This is a genomic window from Bartonella ancashensis (assembly GCF_001281405.1).
In the GTDB taxonomy this organism is placed as follows: Bacteria; Pseudomonadota; Alphaproteobacteria; order Rhizobiales; family Rhizobiaceae; genus Bartonella; species Bartonella ancashensis.
Genome location: NZ_CP010401.1, coordinates 1,008,307 through 1,027,257, shown reverse-complemented (window position 1 = coordinate 1,027,257; position 18,951 = coordinate 1,008,307). Strand labels below are relative to the sequence as shown.

Genomic DNA, 18,951 nt, shown 5'->3' with positions numbered 1-18,951 from the left:
TAATGTATTTTAAATTGTATCGTGTAGAATATATAGCTATAAAAATACTAACTAATTTAATAGTATTACTTTATATTTGTAATAAAATATTACTATTACTATAGTAATAACTTTTAATAAAAGTCTTCATATTTATTAAAAAGTATTGAAGTGGGTAATGTTTTATTGGTTTAATATAAGTTTTTCGAATAGCCTTACATGAAAAGTAACTCAAGATAGATTATTATTTCATATAATTAGATAATTATTATGACAACAGCGGTATCAATTCATGCATTGATTTTCTTCTATCTGATGATATTCTCTTTGAATGTTATTTAGAGATAAAAAACGTTCATTATATTTTATTAACCAAAAAATATTGATAAAAATTTGTAGATACAGAAAAAATGTGGATCGTATCATTTAGGTAAACTAATAACAGTTGCACAGCAAAGAAAGTAAACAATAATGCTTAATATCATTCAGAGGTACAATTGTTTAGAGTTTGTCGCTTATTATAGGCTTAATTCTAATCACAGATGTAAATCTACATTTAGTGTCTAGCTGAAAGATCAATAACGGGGCTTTACTCTCTAAAATGTTGTACGAAATCTAAAAAGTATTTTTCAATTCACTCATGCAGAGACAGAAAATAAAAAATGACTGATTACATTGAATATAATAAAGTACCTCTCAAATTTAACGGAAAAATTCGCATTTTTGACGATTATGCTTTCAGTGAAATGCGTAAAGTAGGACGGCTTTCTGCAGAATGCCTTGATGCACTTGCAGACATTATCATTCCTGGTGTTACTACACAAGAAATTGATGATTTTGTTTTTACTTTTGGAGCTGAGCGCAATGCTCTACCTGCTGATTTAAATTATCGTGGGTATAGTCATTCATGTTGTACGTCTATTAATCATGTTGTTTGCCATGGCATACCAAATAAGAAACCTTTGCAAGAAGGTGATATTGTTAATGTTGATGTCACTTTTATCCTTAACAGTTGGCATGGAGATTCAAGTCGTATGTATCCCGTTGGAAAAATTAAGCGTTCCGCGGAGCGTTTGTTAAAAGTAACTCATGAGTGTCTTATGAGAGGAATTGCCGCAGTAAAACCCGGAGCAACAACAGGTGATATTGGTGCTGCTATTCAACATTATGCAGAACTTGAGCGGTGCTCGGTTGTAAGAGATTTTTGTGGTCACGGAATTGGACAGCTTTTTCACGATGTGCCCAATATTTTACACTATGGAAAAAAAGGTGAAGGTGAAGAACTAAAGAAGGGTATGATATTCACAATTGAACCCATGATTAATTTAGGTAAACCACAGGTTAAAATTTTATCTGATGGGTGGACTGCTGTTACGCGCGATCGTTCCCTTACTGCACAGTATGAACATACAATTGGTGTGACGGATGAGGGATGTGAGATATTTACTGAATCTCCAAAAGACATTTTTTATATCTCTCAATTATCCGCTCCAATATAGATGTAAAATGCTATGGATTCAAAATTCAACAAAGCTGGAGCAGACAAAGATAGCCAATTTGAGCTTACATCAGATACTGGTTTTAGTTTTGTAGAACGTACTAAAAATAAAATACCCAAAAAAAAATCAAAAATTATTCAACATTATCAAGGTCATAGAAATCGTTTACGTAAGCGATATTTAAGCACAAAGGGCAGTGCAATTGAAGATTATGAATATCTTGAGTTGTTGCTTTTTCGAACAATTCCTCGTGCCAATACTAAACCATTGGCCAAGAATTTAATAGAATATTTTGGGTCTTTGGCAGATGTACTAGGAGCAGATATCCATAGGCTCCAAGAAGTTCAGGGATGTGGTTCTGCTACCGCAATAGATTTAAAAATTATTTCTGATGTTGCTGCACGCATCGCTCGCACACAATTATCTAAACGCGATATTTTTTCTTCATGGGATAAAGTATTAGCTTATTGTAAAGCTGCTATGGCTCATGAAACACGTGAACAATTTCGTATTTTATTTTTGGATAAAAAAAATGGTCTTCTTGCTGATGAAATCCAGCAAATTGGGACTGTCGATCGCACATCCGTTTATCCTCGTGAAGTTATTTCTCGTGCCTTAGCATTGTCTGCATCCGGAATTATCTTGGTTCACAACCACCCTTCAGGTGATGCAACACCTTCTCAAGCGGATATATCAATGACATATAGACTAAAAGATGTAGCCAATGCGTTAGAGATTATCCTCCACGATCACCTCATTATTGGGCGTAACGACCATACGAGTTTTAAAGCGCTCAAACTAATATAAAAAATAGTAAAAATTTATTGCGATTCAGGTATTAGTTATCCAGGTCAACATCTAATATAGCCATAGAAAAATTGTAGGATAATTCACCTTCGTCCTCATCTTTGTAGATTACCCCTAAAAATTCACCTTTGATATAAACTTCACAAGAATCATCTTTCTTTGGTCGTGTTTTTACCTGTAAGTGCGTATTTTGAAATGTGTTTTTTAAGTAATTATCAAGTTTTTTTATTTCATTACTATTCACTGCACTCTCCTATGTTTTAAAAATAGCCTCACCTACAAACGAAATAGATGGAACCATAAAATAAGCATATTTTATGGTTTCTCGTTCCGTTATTTTTATCTCAAAATTCTCCTTATGTGAAAAAAACAGCTTTTAAAAGCCACAAATTAAAGAATGGGATAATGAGAAAAAAATCGACAACACCTTTTTTATAAATTTTATCTCCTACAGCAAGCATATGATCCCGATTAGGAATTTGTAGAGCCTTACCATTAGGCAATAAAGCCGCTAATGGTTCTGCTTCACCACCAATGTCATCTAATGAGCCCACTGCGACAAGTGCTGGTTGCTTAATTTTACGAACATCTTCTTCTGCTAATTCTTGTTTCGATTTTACAACACAAGCAGCTAAAGCTCGTTTATCACTTTTAGTTTGATCTGCAAATTTACGAAACATCAAACCACGTGGATTTGTAATAGTTGAAACATCTTTCGCTAAGAGAGCCTCTGCAACGGGTTCCCAATTACCTGCTCCCGTCACCATACCTATACCTAAACCACCAAAAACAACGCTATGCACATACTCTGGATAAAGAAGGGACATGAATGCGCTAATTCGCGCTCCCATAGAATATCCCATAACATGAGCTTTAGATATTTTTAAATGTTGAAGAAGCTTAACTGAATCACTAGCCATAGCTTGAGGTGTATAAAATAGAGGGTCATAACTCTTTTCTGAATCACCATGCCCACGATTATCAATTGCAATAACACGATAGCCTGCTTCAGTAAGGGTACGGAACCAACCCGTCGCACACCAATTTATCCATGCAGAAGATCCAAAACCATGAATAAGCAAAACAGGCTCCCCTTCCCCTTCCTCACGGTAAGCAAATTTAAAACCACTGTGCTCAAAAAAATGAATGTTTTCTGTTGTCATTTTTATTCACTTTCACATTTTCCGCAAATAGCAGGATGAATAACACGTTGTCCCTTTTGTATTTGTTTATCAAAAACTTCACCAGCATTGATTTCAATAGCAAAAGTTGCAGCTACCTCTGATGAAATAATATTCGTTGATAGTGGAGAAGTTTTTTCAATAATTGAAACAATTATTCCCTCTGAATTTAAAAAAATCATATCTAGAGATATGTAAGTGTTAGCCATCCACATATAAAACTTTTGTGTATCATCACCCTCTTCATTTATCGAATTTTTAAATAACATGGCACGATTTTTAGGAAAAGAAGTTCGATACATTAAACCTGCGGCTGACTGATCAGTTGAAAAAGCAACTTCCACCTCATAGGAGACAACACCTTGCTCTGTTTTTATTTGCAGAGGAACTGAATCAACAGGAATCTTCATGGGTTCTTGTGTAGCAGCTACACCCATCCCACCTATATAAAAAAACAACACCAGCAGAGAAACTTTCTCTTTCCTGAACAAGCGCAGCATACATCCCTCTCTAGAGTAATTAAAAAGAATCAAAATCCCTAAAAAGGAAGATTGACATCTCTCATCTAATGAGTAGCGAACGGAAGTGCTATATCAGGATAAATCTCTGCAGTCATCAATCCTTTTTCCCCTTGGCCAAAACGCACGATAACAACTTGACCGGGATGAAGCTCTGCTAAACCAAAACGCCGTAATGTCTCCATATGAATAAAAATATCTCCTGTCCCCTGTCCCCTACTCAGAAATCCAAATCCCTTATTACGATTAAACCATTTTACAATTACGCGTTCTAAACCACTTTCAGGAGAAACCGTAACATGCGTGCGTACTGGAATTTCTGAAGGGTGAACAGCTGAAGACAAGTCAATAGACTTTACTTGAACACACTTCAATCCTCTCTCGGTTTTTTTAACAACGCAAACAATTCTAGAACCTTCCAAGGCTGTCTTAAAACCATCTCGTCGCATTACTGTCACGTGCAACAATATATCGGGAAAACCAGGCAAGTCCGACACGATGAACCCGTACCCCTTACTGCCATCAAACCACTTAATAATGCCGCTAATCTCAATAATTTCACCACAAACCCCAAGATTTTCTTCAGATAGGGAATGATCTTTTAATGTATTTTTAATCATCATACTCAAACATAATCCCGCAGGTTTAATTTCACAAATCGATTCTCTCATATAAGAGTAAACATTGCACCCCTATGAACAAGCAACCCCCAAGATAAAATTTCCCCATATTGTCATACTTTACTTTAATGGCACTTTATAAATATCCTCCCAAATATCTAACTGTATTATCACACTGTCTCAGAAAACCTACATGCAGTGATTGATTTTTTTATGGCAGAATTTATACAAGAAAAAATTTTAGAGAGAGTAAGTTGTAGATTTTATAGTTCTAAAATTGAAGGAACCTTATATCTTATTTGCTATAGCATTGTTGCTTATGCGTGTAAAAATTATGTATGCAACCTTATTCAATTAATCATTCCTTTTTATTAATTTAAGATATTGTGTACTAGAAAATGATTAAAACCTAAGAGCATGCAATTCTAGTATATATAGAGAGTAGTAACCATGCTTACCAAAATGGTGAATATGACACATATAACATTAAAAAATATTATGACATTTAATTGCTGATAGCAACAAACTCAGTAATGCTACTGAAATTTATAGTCATCAGTTAAAACTAACTAATAGAAACTTAAACAAAAAGGGAAATCCACTTGTCGCGATATCAAAATGAGTTAATTAATGATTAGAATCTCCCACCTCCCTAAAAACCTTTAATTTTTTTCATTAAACCAGCTGAAGATATAAATACTTACGGCCACCATTTATCTGCACTTAATGTCCCAGCCGCCTGCTCTATAATGTGAGCCGCCTGAAAAATGACTTCTTCTGAAAAAGGCTTGCCTATTAATTGTAGTCCTAGGGGAAGACCACTCGATGATAAACCTGCAGGAACAGAAATCCCAGGCAAACCTACCATGTTAACCGGCACAGTAAAAATATCATTAAGATACATTGTTATTGCATCATTTTTTATTGTCTCATCCGTAATGCCAAAAGCAGGTGTTGGTGTTGCAGGTGTGAGAATTGCATCAACGCCAGAGGAAAAACATTGATCAAAATCATGCTTAATTAATGTACGTACTTTTTGAGCTTTTAGATAATATGCATCATAGTATCCCGCTGAAAGAACATAGGTACCAATTAAAATACGCCTTTTAACTTCATTACCAAAACCTGCAGAACGCGTATTTTCGTACATTTCAACAATATCTTTTCCTGGAATACGAAGCCCAAAGCGAACACCATCATAGCGCGCTAAATTAGAAGATGCCTCCGCAGAAGCTACGATATAGTAAGCAGGTAAAGCGTACTTTGTGTGGGGCAATGAAACATCAACAATTTCAGCTCCTGCTTCTTGAAGCCAATGAACCCCTTTCTGCCAAAGTTCAATAATTTCTGAAGAAATTCCTTCAATTTGATATTCTTTTGGGATACCAATCCTCATTCCTTTAATTGATTTGCCAAGATAACTTTCGTAGTCAGGAACAGGCAAATCTACAGAAGTTGAATCTTTTTTGTCAAAAGAAGCCATTGATTTGAGCATAATCGCACAATCTTGAACGGTGCGTCCAATAGGTCCGGCTTGGTCAAGTGATGAGGCGTAAGCTATGATTCCCCACCGCGAACAACGTCCATAAGTTGGCTTGATTCCTACGGTTCCAGTAAATGCTGCAGGTTGGCGTATCGATCCGCCAGTATCTGTTGCTGTTGCAGCTGCACAAAGCCGTGCCGCAACTGCGGCAGAGGATCCTCCTGAAGAACCACCCGGAACAAGATTTTCATTAGAGTTCAATTTACGCCACGGATTGATAGCTGGTCCATAATAGGATGTTTTATTAGAAGAGCCCATGGCAAATTCATCCATATTAAGCTTACCTAACATAACTGCACCACTTTTCCACAGATTAGCGGTCACAGTTGATTCGTATTTTGGCTTAAATCCATCGAGGATATATGAACAAGCTTGAGTATGAACATCCCTTGTCGCGAAGTTATCTTTAATTCCTAACGGAATTCCTTCTAGAATACCCGCCTCTTTTTTAAAAAAACGACTGTCCGATTCAACCGCCATTTTCATTGCTTGTTCTTCAGTAATTGCTACATAAACATTCAAAGTTAAATTGGCTTCTTTTATGGCTTTTAGGTAAGATTCTGTCAGCTCTGTTGCTTTAAAATCACCTTTCGTTAAGGCATCACGAGCCTGTGCGATAGTCAATGTTGTTAAATCAGTCATATTCGACTCTCAAAATTTATATAGAAAACTACTCAATAATTTTTGCTACAAGAAAAAAATTTTCGCTCGTCATAGGCGCATTTGCTACAATATCTGAAGCCATATTGCCATCTGTAACATTATCCTCACGCATTCGGAGTAGCAATGGCGTTACTGATACTAGCGGCTCAACCCCAGTAACATCAACTTCATCAAGTTGCTTGGAAAAACCCTCAATGACGGCATTGAGGTCTTCTATCATGTGTTTTTCTTCATCATCACGGATGGCAATACGTGCTAGATGCGCCACTCGCTTCATTGTCTTACTATCCACAGAGACACCACACCTTTCTGGTCAGGAATTTACCCAATTCCAAATTTTTTATTTGAGGCCGATCAATGTTTCATCTATAGGCGTATAAGGAAACCCATTATACAAAGATTCAGTCATAAATCAGGAATATATTCGAGACTTCTGAACGTCAAGATCCATCCCCATGGCCATTATTACCATAGATGAAGCTATCACACATCTTCTACCTAAGCAAACAGTAGCAGGTTTGGATCTAGGTACGAAAACTGTTGGAATTGCTATTTCTGATATAAGTTTAACTTATGCCAATCCGCGTTCTGTTATTCAACGAAAAAAATTTACTCTAGATTCTCATATACTTATGAAAATTTTAAATGATGAAAATGTAGGTATTATCGTTATTGGATTGCCTATTAACATGGACGGAAGCAGTGGTCCTCGAGCTCAGGCAACCCGATCTTTTGTCAGTAATATGGCAATACAGACAAACATTCCATTCGTTTTTTGGGACGAACGACTATCAACAATAGCAGCAGAACGTCACCTTTTAGAAATGAACATGTCACGCTCCAAAAGAGCTAAACACATTGACTCAGCAGCAGCATCTTTCATATTACAAGGTGCTCTCGATAGAATTAGATTCCTTTATAAAAATCATGCAGATGGATAAAGAATGCTTAGTAGTTTTTCTGCATTATACTGTACAATCATCATTCCATAAGATGATCTCCATTGCCCTCCAAGACGACTTTCCATATAAGCATTTGTAACATATTCCATCCCCTTATGGCGCAGCGAAGCAGTTGCTGCTGCGTAAGCTATCTGCTCAACAAAGAACCGGCCTATTCCTTCATTTGTTGAAGCCATATGCGCAGCTGATTTAATAATTTCAATAGCTCGTGAACCCGCTGGTCCGATATCAATAGCAATATTTTCTAACAATTGCTGAAATAATCCAGGTGCTTTATTTGCCATAAGAATGGTATCTTTTACCAATTGATTTGAAACCTTATTTCTAACTACTCGCATTGCTCCATCGTTTAACATTTGCGATAAAGGATTACCCTTTATAAAACCTTTTAAACCAACCTGTGCAATAATCTCACCAACAATGGGAATAACTAATTGGCTTACGTGATAAGTAATGACCGGTGTCATAACGCGTGCAAAGGCTGCTTCAGAGCGATCATTTGCAGCATTATCGAATGCTCTTGCTAAACGCAAAACTAACGCTTGAGAAGCAGCAATATCGAGTGCAATATCAGCAAAAACGCGTTCTGTTAGTGGTGAAAAAAGACAATTTAGCGTTTTTTTTCTAAAAAAGTCCATACCTAGTGAAAGTGCCGCACGTAAAACTCCTGCTGATATCACAGACTGATCAAAACGTATCATAGTTTCAATATCTTTGATAACTTTCGCTCCATCTCCAATGTTTCCTATAATCCAGCCATAACATCCTTGAAAATCAATAGTCCCTTCAGGTACTGAACATTCTCCGGAACGCTGCATCAGATAACGCACTGATATAGTATTATTGGGTGTACCATCTTCTTGAAAACGAGGAACTAGAAAACAGCTTAAATAACCATCTATTTCTGCACTGACAATGTATCCATCAGCCATTGGATTAACAACGTTAGTTTTTGTGATACTTAAGCGATACAAATCACATTTCATTGTTTCATCAAAAGAGATTTTTTGAGCCTCTGGAACATTTGAAAAATGCTTTTCACTTTCTTCAAGTTTATCAAAAGCACAGGTAAGAGAAGCGCCTTTCTTACAAGATATCGATTGAGAAGAAGAATCATATTTGCGTGACAAAAGGGCATGCTGCCATTTCTTAAATAATTCAGTTTCACCAATTAACACTGCTATAGATGCACTTGCTATAACCACTTCATTCAGATGTCCAGTCTCCAGACCAGCAGAAAGAGCTAAACGAATAGCACGAGCTTGGTAACGCACACCGTTTTCCATAGCTGTATTTTCCCAAAGTGAGGAAACTAAACCTATTTGCCTCGAATACTGCTGAAGATTATGGTAAGATGCATGTATTTCAAGATCTTCTTTTGGTTGATTATGCTCATTATCGTGGCGTAATATTGGTCGGTAACAATTTGCTAAACGAGAAAAATTCTGTGCTTCACGACTTGCAATGAAAGCTCCTATTTCTTCAAAACCTGCTAATAAATCTGCAGGAAGGATGGATGCGACGTGAGACATGAGAGTATCATTAAGAAACGCATTTTTGGGACGAGGATTCTGCATAGACGAAGCATTCATACGATATATTCCTTATTTGTATAATTTCATATCATAAACTATTTGTCTTTTTGCAATTAAAAACATCTGTTACACTTAAAGAAATTCATGTTTGAGTTCTTTAAAGATAGTTACAGAAAAGAATATTATGATTCAGAATGCATCATCTTCAATTTTTCCTTACAGACACTTTTTAGGAATTAAGAATCTTCGTACACAGGATCTTGTAGCGTTACTTGATCGCGCAGATGAAAACATTCTTTTTTTAGAAAAGATTAATAAAAAAAAATCTGTTCTAAATGGATGTACCCAAATTAATCTTTTTTTTGAAGCCTCTACACGAACGCAATCCTCTTTTGAATTGGCTGGCAAGAAGTTGGGAGCAAACGTGATAAATATTGCGATCAGCAATTCATCTGTACAAAAAGGAGAAACACTCATTGATACGGCTATGACTCTTAACGCAATGAAACCAGATATACTCGTTGTTCGTCATCACTGTGCTGGGGCTGTTTCCCTTTTAGCTGAAAAAGTTGATTGTTGTGTTATCAATGCAGGTGATGGTGCACATGAGCATCCAACTCAAGCTTTGTTGGATGCTCTAACTATAAGGAAAACAAAAGGCCATATTGAGGGACTAATCGTTGTAATTTGCGGTGATATTTTACATTCGCGTGTTGCACGTTCTAATATCATCAGTCTTAATGCACTAGGAGCACGTGTTCGTGTTGTTGCACCTTCAACACTTTTACCTCCAGGCATTGGAAATATGGGAGTAGAAGTTTTCAATACGATGCAAGATGGTCTTAAAAATGCTGATGTTATTATGATGTTACGCTTGCAACATGAACGTATGACCGGAGCGTTTATCCCTTCTCTTCGTGAGTATTCCCATTATTTTGGCCTCCATAAAGATAACCTAACCTATGCCAAAAGTGATTGTGTCGTTATGCATCCTGGTCCAATAAATCGTGGAGTAGAGATCTCTTCTGATATAGCCGATGGAGCTCGTAGCGTAATTCACACACAAGTCAAGATAGGGGTAGCTGTGCGCATGGCTGTTATGGAAGCTTTGCTGGATACGTATCACAATAGGAATGGAGAAAAAAATGATAAAACCCATAGTTTTTCAAAATGCTCGTATTGTTGATCCTTCGCGCGCAATTGACGAAGTTGGAACTGTTATTGTTGAAAACGGACTCATTACGGTTGCTGGAAAAGAAGCTCTTAATCAAGGAACCCCAGAGGGTGCAGAAATTGTTAATGCACAAAATAAGGCAATTTTTCCTGGACTTGTTGACACTAGAGTTTTCATTGGTGAACCGAAGGTTGAATACCGGGAAACAATTATTTCAGCGAGTCAATCTGCAGCAGCAGGAGGCATTACTTCATTTTTTGTTATGCCAGATACACAGTTAGTTATTGATAATGTTGCACTTATTGAATTTATTGTGCGTACAGCACGTGATGAAGCATTAGTCAATATTTATCCTGTAGCTGCTATCACTCAGGGTCTTAATGGAGAAAAAATAGCTGAATTTGGCTTATTGAAAAACGCTGGAGCGATAGCTTTCAGTGAAGGAAAAAAAACCATTCAAAACTCATCTATTATGCATCGTGCAATGACATATGCTCGTGATTTTAATGTTGCATTACTTAATGAAACACAAGATAAAGATCTTGTAGATCAAGGTGTTATGAATGAAGGTCTATTGGCAAGCTGGCTAGGTCTTACTGGTATACCTCGTGAAGCAGAGATTATCCCCCTTGAAAGGGATTTACGATTGGCAGCACTTACACAAACACGCTATCATGCAACGCAAATATCAACAGCTATGTCTGCTAACGCCATATATTTAGCCAAAAATCATAATCCAAAAATTTCAGCTGGTGTATCAATTAATCATCTATCTCTCAATGAAAATGATATTGCTGAATATCGCACTTCCCTACGTCTGGAACCTCCACTACGCACAGAAGAAGATCGAATTGCGATGATTGAAGCAATAAAAAACGGAACCGTGGATGTTATTGTTTCTTCTCATGATCCTCAAGGCGTAGATAAAAAACATTTACCATTCCAAGAAGCAGCAGCAGGTGCTATCGGTATGGAGACTTTATTGAGTGCAACTTTACTCCTTTATCACAATCATGATGTATCCCTCTTACGATTAGTTGAGCTTTTATCAACTGCGCCAGCGAAGCTGTTTGGTCTTAATGCTGGAACATTAATGAGAGGTGCTCATGCTGATCTTATTCTAGTTGATCTTGATGAACCATGGGTACTTTCTTCAGACATGTTGTCATCACACTCAAAAAATACGCCTTTTGAGAATACACGTTTTCAAGGACGAGTTGTTCAGACTCTTGTTAAAGGAAAATCAGTGTTCAAACTTCACAATCCAGTAAAATAGAATATCCAATGAACGAACTCGTAATATTTTTACAATCTTGTACCAATGCATGGCTTTATCTCGTAATATCCTACCTCGTAGGTTCTATTCCGTTTGGACTACTCTTTACAAAATTATGTGGTCTTGGTGATATTAGAACGGTTGGATCTGGAAATATTGGTGCTACGAATGTTTTACGAACAGGAAACAAAAAAGTTGCAGCCCTTACCCTTCTTTGTGATGTATTGAAGGGAAGTTGCATTGTCTGGGGCGCTAAATTCTTATTTCCTCAAACAGAAAATTCTTTCATCATAACTTTGGCAGGTTTTCTAACCTTTTTAGGGCATCTTTTCCCAATATGGCTTAAATTTAAGGGCGGCAAGGGTGTAGCTACTTATTTAGGTGTTTGCATGGGTTTTTACTGGCCAATTATGATTGTTTTTATTGCATCCTGGACAATAACTTTTTTGTTAACATATATTTCTTCGTTATCTGCGCTTATAACTGTTCTTGTTGTTTCAATTTTTGTTAATTTTTTTTCTCCATTTTCTTATGATGATTGCATTATAGTTGTAATGAGTGTACTCGTAGTCATTAAGCATCGTGATAACATTACTAGAATCTTAGCTAATAAAGAAAGAAAAGTGAGCATTAAATAAAGGGAATGGATAAGGGGATCCTTCTTACTGATCGTCAACGTTTAAATTGGTTACGGCTCTTACGCAGTGAGAACATTGGGGCAATTACTTTTCGTGATTTGATAGGTCGTTACAAAACAGCAGAAAATGCTTTAGCTGCACTTCCTGAACTTAGTAAAAAAGGTGGTCGCAGTGTAGCTGTCCGTGTGGCAACATTAGAAGATGCTGAAAAAGAAATGCAACGAGCAGAAAAATTAGGTGTTCGATTTGTAGGCTTAGGAGAGCCAAGTTATCCACCATTACTCAAGCTAACAGAAGCTTCTCCTCCACTCGTTGCTATAAAAGGAAACGCTTCAGTTTTTTGTAAACCTTCTGTTGGAATCGTTGGTTCTCGTGATGCTTCAGCAGCTGGAAAGAAAATAACTGTCCAATTTGCTCATTTTTTAGGTCATGCTGGTTTTTCCGTTATTTCTGGCCTTGCGCGTGGCATTGATAGTATAGCGCATCAAACGAGTTTATTAACCGGAACAGTTGCGGTTATGGCTGGTGGTATCGATCATATCTATCCTCCAGAAAACAAAAAACTTTATGATGATATTATAGCTAATGGAGGAGCAATCATTAGTGAAATGCCTATTGGTTGGAGACCTCGTGCCATCGATTTTCCAAGGAGAAACCGTATCGTAGCAAGTTTGTCACTTGGACTTTTGGTGGTAGAAGCTGCCATGCGGTCAGGTTCCTTAATTACAGCTCGTCAAACTATTGAAATAGGACGACAAGTTTTTGCTATTCCAGGTTCTCCGCTTGATCCAAGATCCATTGGCGCAAACAACTTGATAAAAGAAGGAGCTTTATTAGTTACACATCCATCTGACATCATAGAGGCACTTACTCCACTAATCCCAAAAAACATAGATCCTCAACTCAATTTTTTTGAAGAAGTGCATTCTATTTACTCTCAACAAGAATATTTCATTAAACCAAGCAAGGGAAACAACAATCTCTCTTCTGCAGAAGATGATAAAGAACGTGCAGCTGTCCTTTCTGCTCTATCAACAACTCCAATTGACTTAGATACATTAAGTAATCATTCTGGTGCTTCTCTACCAAATCTTTATCTTTTGTTAATTGAGCTTGACCTTGCTGGAAAACTTACTCGACATTCCGGTGGTTATGTTTCTTTGTCGAATTTTCATTATTCTCAAGAGTCTTAGTATCATTAAGAATGCTCTCTCCCTCTTTAGCAACCATATCCAACAGTAGTGCCAAAAGTGGACTATCAGCTCGACATGCCATATGACTCATCTGTTTTGACATATCTGTGATATAGTGAATGACTTTTAAATGATGTATATACATAGCCTTCTATCCTTGAGCATTCTCTCTATCTCTCAACAGATGTCATCTTAAATATTTGCCGCATGCTTCTATATCAGACACAAAAAATAAGGTGTAAATCTCTTATAAAGAGTATTTTATATAATAACAACCAAAAGTTGCATAATATATTTTTATGTATTCTTGATCAATTGTCATTGGCTATTCATTTGAAATAATGTTTATAAGGAATACTTTTATTGTAGCATTTGGATAAAATTATTGTAGCATTTGGATAAAATTATGAATATTGTCATCGTTGAATCTCCAGCTAAAGCAAAAACAATTAACAAATATCTCGGAGAGCAGTATAAGGTCATGGCGTCATTTGGACATGTTCGTGACTTATCGGCCAAAGATGGCTCTGTTCTTCCCGATGAAGATTTCTCTATGAAATGGGAAATTGATACCGCTTCAGCAAAACGCTTAAATGAAATAATTAAAGCTGTTAAAGAATCAGATAGCCTCATTTTGGCAACTGACCCTGATCGTGAAGGAGAAGCTATCTCATGGCATATTCTTGATGTTCTTAATCAGAAAAAAATATTAAATGGCAAACCCGTTAAGCGTGTTGTTTTTAATGCCATCACAAAAAAATCTGTTCTTGATGCGATGAACAACCCACGTGATATTGATATATCTCTTGTCAATGCTTACCTTGCACGTCGTGCTCTTGATTATCTTGTGGGTTTTACGCTTTCACCTGTATTGTGGCGAAAATTACCTGGCGCCCGCTCAGCTGGTCGTGTTCAATCGGTTGCTTTGCGCATCATTTGTGATCGCGAATCAGAAATAGAAGGTTTCATTAAAGAAGATTATTGGTCAGTTGCAGCTAACCTAAAAACCCCTAGGAACGATATCATACAGACGAAATTAATAGAATTTAACAAAAAAAAACTTGGAAAGCTTGATATTCGTTCCCAAGAACAAGCAGATGAAATTCGTTCTGTCTTGGAGAAAGCGGAATATCACACACTAAGTGTTGAAGCAAAACCTATAAAAAGAAATCCTTTTCCGCCTTTTACAACTTCTACGTTACAGCAAGCTTCTTCTTCAAAATTAGGTTTTTCTGCATCTCGTACAATGCAAGTAGCTCAAAAGCTTTATGAAGGTGTTGAAATCAATGGTGAAATAGCAGGTCTCATCACTTATATGCGTACTGATGGTGTACAAATGGCTCCCGAAGCTATTGATTTAGCACGAGAGGCAATAAGTACATCATTTGGTATTAACTATCTTCCTGAAAAACCGCGCTTTTATTCAACAAAAGCAAAAAATGCACAAGAAGCACACGAAGCTATTCGTCCAACAAATTTTGGGTACCACCCTGATAAAATTCGTAGTTTTCTTGATAACGATCAAGCAAAATTATATGAATTAATATGGAAGCGTACTATCGCTAGTCAAATGCGTTCTGCTGAAATTGAGCGTACAATCGTTGAAATTCAAGCAGTACAGGGGGAAAACTGTGCAAATTTGCGAGCGACAGGTTCTGTTGTCCGCTTTGATGGTTTTATCGCCGCATACTCTGATCAAAACGATGAAATAAATGATAATCAAGATGAACTAGCTCGATTACCAAAAATCAACGTCAATGAAATCCTTGTACAAGAGAAAATAGAAACGATACAACACTCCACAGAACCACCTCCTCGTTATTCTGAAGCTTCATTAATTAAAAAACTTGAGGAGTTGGGAATTGGTCGTCCTTCAACTTATGCATCTACATTAGCAACACTTTGTGATCGTAATTACATTGTCATTGATAAACGAAAACTTATCCCGGATGCTAAGGGACGTATTGTTACGGCATTTCTTGAAAACTTTTTTAATCGCTATATAGAATATGATTTCACAGCAGATTTAGAAGAAAAATTAGACCTCATATCAGAGGGAACTCTTTTTTGGAAAGATGTTTTGAACGATTTTTGGACTGGATTTAATGAATCAGTCACTAATATCCAAGAATTACGTATAACAAACATTCTTGATGCATTGAATGTTACATTGGCCCCCCTTATCTTCCCTGCGCATGAAGATGGAAGTGATCCCCGTTCTTGCCCTCTTTGTAAAGATGGTCAGTTATCATTAAAATTAGGTCGTTATGGAGCATTTGTTGGTTGTTCTCATTATCCTGAATGCAAATACACAAATCAACTTGGCGCAAACATTGGAGAAGAAAGGCAAGCTATACGCAATGATGAACCTATCATTCTTGGTGTTGATCCAATAACAGGAAAGGATATTTCTCTTCGCAATGGTCGCTTTGGACCTTACGTTCAGTTAGGTGAAGGAAAGGAAAGCAAACGCTTAAGTATACCTAAAGAGTGGGTAATAGATCACGTTGATATTAACAAAGCTTTGTCTTTATTATCACTTCCACGTGAAGTAGGAATACACCCCGAAACAGGAAAAATGATTACGGCTACACTTGGAAGGTACGGCCCTTATCTCATTCATGATAGCAAGTATGCTACCCTTTTGAAGGTAGACGATGTTTTTAATATTGGCATAAACCATGCTGTTGTGATGCTTTCCGAACAGAAAGAAAATAAAACTAGCCAGCGTAAAACAATCTCTTCTATATTATCAACGTTAGGTGATCATCCAGATGGCGGAAGCATCACCGTACGTGACGGACGTTACGGTCCATATATCAATTGGAAAAAAATCAATGTAACATTATCAAAAGATAAAGATCCAACAAAAGTAACATTTTCAGAAGCGTTAGAGCTTATATCGACTAAAGCATCCACTTCTCTTAAAATAAAAAGTACTAAAAAACAAAGTTCAAAGAAGAAAGAGAAATCTAAAAAAACTTCCCCTGCAGAAAAATCATAAGTTTTAATCAAAAGGAAAGAGTTAAATATTTTTATTCATTCAAAATTTACGCGTTTCTTGATGCCATAAGGTTCTTTTACAATCAACTCATAATTTCCGTTGTATAAAGTAGAAACAGAATTTCCTATATATCTCATTTAAAATGACCGTCATAACCGGTAAGGAATATATCACATGACCTTTAGAATAAGCACTTCATGCTAAAACAATATAAAAAACTAATCCCTTTTCTTCAGTTGCCTTCTATAGTCGTGGTAAAAATTAGTGCACGAAACAATGATGGTAGTTTTACTGCACAACCCATTAATTGGAATGACAGCATAAAACATGATGTTAAAATTCTTCCTTTGCATTCTAAAAAGGATAAAAATATTGGCGTCGAAGATTATGTTCTTGTAAAAACTTTCCTAAATAAAAATTCTCAAGTTCCATCATATACAGGACGAATAGTTCGTAAAATTTATAAGAAAAAAACAACCACTGTCGGCATCGTTAAAAAATTGGAAAATGATCAATGGCAGTTTTTACCGCTAGAAAAAAAAGACAGAGGATTCATTGTTTGTAAACCTTTAAATAACAACATACAATCTGGCCATTTAATTGAAGCTGAAATCCCAAAAAGTACCCGTTCTAACTCAAAAAATATAATAATAAAAAATATTTTAGGACATATTACTGATGAAAAAGAACTGGCAATAATTTCTCTTATTTCAAAAGAGATTCCCTATCACTTCCCTAAAAATGTGCTTGAACAAGTAGAAAATATAAAGCCTTCCAATACCGTCAACCGTGAAGATTGGAGGAATTTACCATTCATTACAATTGATCCACCAGATGCAAAAGATCATGATGATGCAGTTTACACAACAAAAGATAAAGACCCCACTAATGAAGGTGGTTGGATTATCATTGTCGCGATCGCAGACGTTTCTTATTATGTAAAAACAGATAGTGCATTAGATAAAGAAGCATTTAAGAGAGGAAATTCTATTTATTTTCCAGGTAAAGTTATACCAATGCTGCCTGAGTTTATTTCAAATAATTTGTGTTCTCTGCGTGAAGGAGAAGACAGGCCTGCCCTAGCCGTTCGTATGATATTTGATGCCAATGGCAACAAACGTCAACATAGCTTTCATCGTATTACAATGCGAACAATAGCAAAATTATCATATCAAGAAGTACAATACGCTATTGAGGGCAATGTGAATGAAAAAACAGTTTCTCTCCTTGAAAATATCCTAAAGCCATTATGGGAAGCTTATGATAGCTTAAAAATTGCACGCAACAGCCGACAACCATTAGAGTTAGAGATATCTGAAAAAAAGATTATTCTTGATGATCAAGGGCGAATTAAAGATATTATAATTCCACCTCGTTTGGAAGCACACCGTTTAATAGAAGAATTTATGATACAGGCCAATGTATCTGCTGCCGAAACATTAAAAAGACATCAGCAACCTTTTATTTATCGTATTCATGACAAACCCTCCCTTGCTAAACAAGAAACACTCTATAATTTTTTGCATAATTTTGAAATAGTTCTCTCTAAAAAAGAAGAACTTACATCAAAAAAATTGAACAGTATTCTTATAAATGTCAGTAATACACAAAAACAAGAACTTATAAATCAAGTGATCTTGCGTTCCCAATCTCAAGCCGAATATCATCCTAAAAATAGAGGGCATTTTGGTTTAAATTTGCAAAATTATACGCATTTTACGTCACCTATCCGTCGTTATGCTGATCTTATTGTTCACCGAGCACTTATCAAAGCTTTACAATTAGGGGATGATACCCTCGAAGATAAACAGGAACAAAATCTTGCACAAATTGCCATACAAATATCTTCTCATGAACGCCGAGCAATGATAGCTGAAAGAGAAACCGTTGATCGACTTATTGCACACTATTTAGAAAATAAAGTTGGGCATATATTTACGGGTCGCATTTCTGGAGTTACAAAAGCAGGTCTTTTCATTCTACTTGATAATCTTCATACAGATGGTTTTGTACCTATTTCTACTCTTAGGAAAGATCATTACCACCTTAATGAAGAGCAGCATGCTCTTGTAGGAAAGTATAGCAAAAAATGCTACCAAATTGGTGATAAAGTAGAGATAAAACTTGTAGAAGTACAACCCATTTCTGGTTCTTTGTGCCTTAAAATATTAACAGAACCTCACCCATCAAGCTTTTCATCTTCTTCCTACAACGAAGAAAAATACCCAATAAAAAAGAAACGATCTGATTTTTATCAAAGAAAAAACATTACATGAGATGTACCTAATTTATGAAGATCTCATAGAAATGTATTAAATTAAGTTATCCTACTGCCTAATAACTCACACAAGGATTAATA

At 36.3% G+C, this 18,951-nt stretch carries 16 protein-coding genes; 9 read left to right on the top strand and 7 right to left on the bottom strand.

The features are described from left to right. The first annotated feature begins 641 nt into the window (after positions 1–641). Both map and radC read left to right on the top strand, forming a co-directional pair. A complete protein-coding gene (gene map, locus PU02_RS04535; RefSeq protein ID WP_053944270.1) occupies positions 642–1,478 on the top strand; it encodes a type I methionyl aminopeptidase in 837 nt (278 codons plus the stop codon). 12 nt (positions 1,479–1,490) lie between these two features. Continuing rightward, positions 1,491–2,285 carry a RadC family protein gene (radC, locus tag PU02_RS04530; RefSeq protein ID WP_053944269.1) on the top strand — a complete coding sequence of 265 codons (795 nt, stop codon included), beginning with the start codon at positions 1,491–1,493 and terminating at the stop codon, positions 2,283–2,285. A 31-nt stretch (positions 2,286–2,316) separates the two neighbouring features. Here radC and PU02_RS04525 read toward each other — a convergent pair whose 3' ends face one another. The 6 genes from PU02_RS04525 to gatC all read right to left on the bottom strand — a co-directional run bounded on the left by PU02_RS04525 (position 2,317) and on the right by gatC (position 7,102). Then, complete coding sequence (locus tag PU02_RS04525) at positions 2,317–2,529, bottom strand: DUF3126 family protein (protein WP_053944268.1); 213 nt, start codon at positions 2,527–2,529, stop codon at positions 2,317–2,319. Between the two features lie 112 nt (positions 2,530–2,641). After that, positions 2,642–3,448: an alpha/beta fold hydrolase gene (locus PU02_RS04520; protein WP_053944267.1), complete on the bottom strand. Its 807-nt coding sequence runs from the start codon at positions 3,446–3,448 to the stop codon at positions 2,642–2,644. Positions 3,449–3,450: 2 nt separating this feature from the next. Beyond that, positions 3,451–3,966, bottom strand: coding sequence for a DUF192 domain-containing protein (locus PU02_RS04515; RefSeq protein WP_053944266.1), 516 nt, complete (start codon positions 3,964–3,966; stop codon positions 3,451–3,453). Positions 3,967–4,031: 65 nt separating this feature from the next. Next, positions 4,032–4,607 carry a cold-shock protein gene (locus tag PU02_RS04510; protein ID WP_053944668.1) on the bottom strand — a complete coding sequence of 192 codons (576 nt, stop codon included), beginning with the start codon at positions 4,605–4,607 and terminating at the stop codon, positions 4,032–4,034. A gap of 697 nt (positions 4,608–5,304) precedes the next feature. Beyond that, entirely contained in the window at positions 5,305–6,789 is a 1,485-nt protein-coding gene (gene gatA / locus PU02_RS04505; RefSeq protein ID WP_053944265.1) for an Asp-tRNA(Asn)/Glu-tRNA(Gln) amidotransferase subunit GatA, read from the bottom strand. A gap of 28 nt (positions 6,790–6,817) precedes the next feature. After that, positions 6,818–7,102 (bottom strand): Asp-tRNA(Asn)/Glu-tRNA(Gln) amidotransferase subunit GatC, encoded by a 285-nt coding sequence (gene gatC, locus PU02_RS04500; protein WP_257719831.1) that lies wholly within the window; start codon positions 7,100–7,102, stop codon positions 6,818–6,820. A gap of 163 nt (positions 7,103–7,265) precedes the next feature. Here gatC and ruvX point away from each other — a divergent pair, with 163 nt between their 5' ends. After that, the gene (ruvX, locus tag PU02_RS04495; protein ID WP_053944263.1) at positions 7,266–7,751 is read left to right on the top strand and encodes a Holliday junction resolvase RuvX; all 486 of its coding nucleotides are present in this window, start codon (positions 7,266–7,268) and stop codon (positions 7,749–7,751) included. Here ruvX and PU02_RS04490 read toward each other — a convergent pair. Beyond that, a complete protein-coding gene (locus PU02_RS04490; protein WP_053944262.1) occupies positions 7,736–9,364 on the bottom strand; it encodes an acyl-CoA dehydrogenase family protein in 1,629 nt (542 codons plus the stop codon). The genes ruvX and PU02_RS04490 overlap by 16 nt on opposite strands. A 127-nt stretch (positions 9,365–9,491) precedes the next feature. Here PU02_RS04490 and PU02_RS04485 point away from each other — a divergent pair, with 127 nt between their 5' ends. The 6 genes from PU02_RS04485 (at position 9,492) to rnr (ending at position 18,868) form a co-directional block, all read left to right on the top strand. Then, positions 9,492–10,493 (top strand): aspartate carbamoyltransferase catalytic subunit, encoded by a 1,002-nt coding sequence (locus PU02_RS04485; protein WP_053944667.1) that lies wholly within the window; start codon positions 9,492–9,494, stop codon positions 10,491–10,493. Further along, on the top strand, positions 10,453–11,757 hold the full coding sequence (locus PU02_RS04480) for a dihydroorotase (RefSeq protein ID WP_053944261.1): 1,305 nt from the start codon (positions 10,453–10,455) through the stop codon (positions 11,755–11,757). The genes PU02_RS04485 and PU02_RS04480 overlap by 41 nt, the downstream gene beginning before the upstream one ends. Positions 11,758–11,765: 8 nt before the next feature. Next, positions 11,766–12,395: a glycerol-3-phosphate 1-O-acyltransferase PlsY gene (gene plsY, locus PU02_RS04475; protein ID WP_053944260.1), complete on the top strand. Its 630-nt coding sequence runs from the start codon at positions 11,766–11,768 to the stop codon at positions 12,393–12,395. A 5-nt stretch (positions 12,396–12,400) separates the two neighbouring features. After that, positions 12,401–13,588 carry a DNA-processing protein DprA gene (gene dprA / locus PU02_RS04470; protein ID WP_053944259.1) on the top strand — a complete coding sequence of 396 codons (1,188 nt, stop codon included), beginning with the start codon at positions 12,401–12,403 and terminating at the stop codon, positions 13,586–13,588. Positions 13,589–13,994: 406 nt separating this feature from the next. Continuing rightward, on the top strand, positions 13,995–16,592 hold the full coding sequence (topA, locus tag PU02_RS04465) for a type I DNA topoisomerase (protein ID WP_053944258.1): 2,598 nt from the start codon (positions 13,995–13,997) through the stop codon (positions 16,590–16,592). Positions 16,593–16,789: 197 nt separating this feature from the next. Beyond that, positions 16,790–18,868 (top strand): ribonuclease R, encoded by a 2,079-nt coding sequence (rnr, locus tag PU02_RS04460; RefSeq protein ID WP_053944257.1) that lies wholly within the window; start codon positions 16,790–16,792, stop codon positions 18,866–18,868. Positions 18,869–18,951: the final 83 nt, after the last annotated feature.

What these genes read in the sequence shown, in the direction of transcription:
- map (WP_053944270.1), top strand. Translation starts at nt 642, where the DNA reads ATGACTGATTACATTGAATATAATAAAGTACCTCTCAAATTTAACGGA.
- radC (WP_053944269.1), top strand. Translation starts at nt 1,491, where the DNA reads ATGGATTCAAAATTCAACAAAGCTGGAGCAGACAAAGATAGCCAATTT.
- PU02_RS04520 (WP_053944267.1), bottom strand. Translation starts at nt 3,448, where the DNA reads ATGACAACAGAAAACATTCATTTTTTTGAGCACAGTGGTTTTAAATTT.
- PU02_RS04515 (WP_053944266.1), bottom strand. Translation starts at nt 3,966, where the DNA reads ATGCTGCGCTTGTTCAGGAAAGAGAAAGTTTCTCTGCTGGTGTTGTTT.
- PU02_RS04510 (WP_053944668.1), bottom strand. Translation starts at nt 4,607, where the DNA reads ATGATGATTAAAAATACATTAAAAGATCATTCCCTATCTGAAGAAAAT.
- gatA (WP_053944265.1), bottom strand. Translation starts at nt 6,789, where the DNA reads ATGACTGATTTAACAACATTGACTATCGCACAGGCTCGTGATGCCTTA.
- ruvX (WP_053944263.1), top strand. Translation starts at nt 7,266, where the DNA reads ATGGCCATTATTACCATAGATGAAGCTATCACACATCTTCTACCTAAG.
- PU02_RS04490 (WP_053944262.1), bottom strand. Translation starts at nt 9,364, where the DNA reads ATGAATGCTTCGTCTATGCAGAATCCTCGTCCCAAAAATGCGTTTCTT.
- PU02_RS04485 (WP_053944667.1), top strand. Translation starts at nt 9,492, where the DNA reads ATGATTCAGAATGCATCATCTTCAATTTTTCCTTACAGACACTTTTTA.
- PU02_RS04480 (WP_053944261.1), top strand. Translation starts at nt 10,453, where the DNA reads ATGATAAAACCCATAGTTTTTCAAAATGCTCGTATTGTTGATCCTTCG.
- plsY (WP_053944260.1), top strand. Translation starts at nt 11,766, where the DNA reads ATGAACGAACTCGTAATATTTTTACAATCTTGTACCAATGCATGGCTT.
- dprA (WP_053944259.1), top strand. Translation starts at nt 12,401, where the DNA reads ATGGATAAGGGGATCCTTCTTACTGATCGTCAACGTTTAAATTGGTTA.
- topA (WP_053944258.1), top strand. Translation starts at nt 13,995, where the DNA reads ATGAATATTGTCATCGTTGAATCTCCAGCTAAAGCAAAAACAATTAAC.
- rnr (WP_053944257.1), top strand. Translation starts at nt 16,790, where the DNA reads ATGCTAAAACAATATAAAAAACTAATCCCTTTTCTTCAGTTGCCTTCT.